Source organism: Bradyrhizobium sp. 23, from assembly GCF_023073295.1.
Classification (GTDB): Bacteria; Pseudomonadota; Alphaproteobacteria; order Rhizobiales; family Xanthobacteraceae; genus Bradyrhizobium; species Bradyrhizobium canariense_D.
This window is the reverse complement of record NZ_JADPJF010000103.1, coordinates 368,131-370,652: the sequence shown is the minus strand read 5'-3', so window position 1 is coordinate 370,652 and position 2,522 is coordinate 368,131. Positions and strand designations below refer to the sequence as shown.

The window sequence follows — 2,522 nt, the reverse complement described above, 5'->3', positions numbered from 1 at the left end:
GGGAAAACTCTGCGCCGCGCTCGACGTGTCGCTCAGCGACGTCGTCGCGCTGGCCGAAAAGCCGCCGGAGCGGCTGGTGCGGCTCGCCGACCAGCCGCACTGGCGCGATCCCGACAGCGGCTATCGCCGCCGTCACGCGTCGCCCACGGACGCGGCGAGCGGCATCGAGATCATCGTCGTCGATTTGCCGGCCGGTGCGCGGGTGCCATACAGCCCTTGGGGCCGCAATGCCTTCACCCAGCAGCTGCTGATGCTGGAGGGCGCGATCGCCGTGCACATCGACGCCAAGGCGGTTCGCCTGCGCGAAGGCGACTGTCTCGACTTCGATGTGATGCGCGCGGTGATCTTCGAGAACGAGACCAGACAGGACGCGCGCTACGTCATCATCACGCGCCGCGGCGCGTCCTACGGCAAGATGTGAGACCGTGACGATGCAGATCCGCACCGGCGACACCTTTGATCCGCGCGTCATCGCGCTGCTCGATCATCACGTCACGGCGGCGCGGGCGCAGACCGCGCCGGGCAGCGCCCATGCGCTCGATCTCTCCGGACTGCGCGCGCCCGACATCGCGTTCTGGACCGGCTGGGACGGCGAGACGCTGGTCGCCGTCGGTGCGCTGAAGACGCTGTCAGCCGAGCACGGCGAGGTGAAATCGATGCACACGCTCCAGACCACGCGGCGGCGCGGCTTTGGCGGTGAGATGCTCCGCCACATCGTCACAGAAGCCCGCGCGCGCGGCATGGCGCGGCTCAGCCTCGAGACCGGCTCGTGGGACTATTTCAAGCCGGCGCTCGCGCTCTACCGGGCGCATGGCTTTGTCCTCTGCGGCCCGTTCGAGGGCTATGTCGAGGATCCCAACAGCCTGTTCCTGACCCTCGACCTGTCGGCCAGCCGATAGCTCAGGAGCGCGTCTCCTCGATCCTGTCGAGCACGCGCTCGGGGGCGATGTCGCGGCTTGCCTCCTCCAGATCCCGTTTCGAGTCGGGCTGGACATCGAGCCGCTCGGCGATCTGCGTAAGGAGGCGGGCAACCTTGGTCAATTCGTGCTCGGCGAGAAGGCTGATCTGGAGATCGAGATCGGCGCGCTTGTCCGCTGCTGCACTCATGCGGTTCTGCGAGATCAGCACGAATGTCGATAGGAAGATCGCCTCGACCGAAGCAATCATCGCCAGCACTACGAAGCTCTCGTCCCAGGCCGGGATTCCCGGCAGCCAATGCAGATTGGCGATGATCCAGAAGCCGAACACAGCGACATGGAGATAGACGAACGCCATGCTGCCGGTGAACGCCGTGATCGCATCGGCAAGCTTTTCCTGACCCTTGGCAGCGCGCTGCTCCCGGCGGCGGCGCTCGACCAGGGCCTGGATGTTGCGCTCGAGCGTCGGGCTCAATCCCTCGCCCGGATCATGGGTGATATCGTTATGCACAGGGCGGCAACGGCGGACGGGAAAGGCTGTTCCTGGGCTGAGCTGCGGGAAAATGGCTGCCGCCTCTCAAAATGAGTTGCGTACCTCAAAACACCTCTGCTAGCCTTCAGCCATGGCCGAGACGCTCACCACGACCGCGCTGACGCTGAAGGACATCGCCCGCCAGGCCGGCGTCAGCCTCGCGACGGTGGACCGCGTCCTGCACAATCGGCCGGGCGTGCGGCCGGATACGGTCCGGCGCGTCAAGGAGGCGATCGAGCGCAATTCGTTCCAGCCGCACGTGGCCGCCGCCGAGCTCGCCCGCGGCCGCGCCCGCCGTTTCGCCTTCGTGATGCCGTCGGGGCCGAACCCGTTCATGCAGCAGATCCAGGATTATCTCGGCGAGATGTCGGGCTGGTTGTCGTCCCGCCGCCTCGGCGTCGAGACCGTCGCGACCGACGTGTTCGATCCGTCCATGCTCGCGGCATCCCTGGAAGGGCTCTCGGATGATTACGACGGTGTCGCTGTGGTGGCGCTGGATCATCCCAGGGTCCGCGCCGCGATCGACGATCTCGTCGATGCCGGCGCCAAGGTCGTGACGCTGGTCTCGGACGTGCCGTCGTCGCGCCGGCACCATTATGTCGGCATCGACAACATTGCTGCGGGGCGGACTGCCGGCGCGCTGGTCGGGCGGCTGGTCGGACAAAAGTCCGGCAAGGTCGCGATCGTCGCGGGCTCGCAGGGCCTGCGCGATCATGCCGAGCGCATTTTTGGCTTCAACCAGGTGATGGCGTCGGAATTCCCCGGCCTCAGCGTGCTGCCGGTGCTCGAAGGGCGCGACGAGGACGCGCGTTCGGAGCAGGTGTTGACGCGGCTGTTGAGCCGGCATGCCGACATCGTGGGTCTTTATAATGTCGGCGCCGGTACGCAAGGCGTCGCCAACGCGTTGAATGAAAAGGCGTTGAGCGATGCCAGTCGCGACAAGCAGGTGGTGTTCGTCGGACACGACCTCACCGCGTTGACGCGTCGGCTGCTGCTGCAGGGCGTGATGCATGCCGCTATCTCGCAGAACCCCGGACACGAAGCGCGCGCCGCCGTGCGCGTGCTGCTCGCGC

The 2,522-nt window shown here is 66.7% G+C and carries 4 protein-coding genes; 3 read left to right on the top strand and 1 reads right to left on the bottom strand.

Annotated features, from left to right (window positions below):
- Together IVB32_RS26805 and IVB32_RS26800 are read left to right on the top strand one after the other, a co-directional pair.
- Positions 1-421: cupin domain-containing protein (locus IVB32_RS26805; protein ID WP_247411824.1), on the top strand; the 421-nt coding region annotated here is incomplete at its 5' end.
- Positions 422-431: 10 nt separating this feature from the next.
- The gene (locus IVB32_RS26800) at positions 432-899 is read left to right on the top strand and encodes a GNAT family N-acetyltransferase (RefSeq protein ID WP_085384941.1); all 468 of its coding nucleotides are present in this window, start codon (positions 432-434) and stop codon (positions 897-899) included.
- A 1-nt stretch (position 900) separates the two neighbouring features.
- Here the strand turns inward: IVB32_RS26800 and IVB32_RS26795 are convergent, their stop codons facing one another.
- Positions 901-1,428 carry a DUF1003 domain-containing protein gene (locus tag IVB32_RS26795; protein ID WP_018460104.1) on the bottom strand — a complete coding sequence of 176 codons (528 nt, stop codon included), beginning with the start codon at positions 1,426-1,428 and terminating at the stop codon, positions 901-903.
- A gap of 112 nt (positions 1,429-1,540) precedes the next feature.
- Here IVB32_RS26795 and IVB32_RS26790 point away from each other — a divergent pair.
- A partial coding sequence (locus IVB32_RS26790; protein WP_247411823.1) for a LacI family DNA-binding transcriptional regulator occupies positions 1,541-2,522 on the top strand: 982 nt, incomplete at its 3' end.

Bases quoted from the DNA above. Each gene is read 5' to 3' on its own strand.
- IVB32_RS26800 (WP_085384941.1), top strand. From the start codon at position 432: ATGCAGATCCGCACCGGCGACACCTTTGATCCGCGCGTCATCGCGCTG.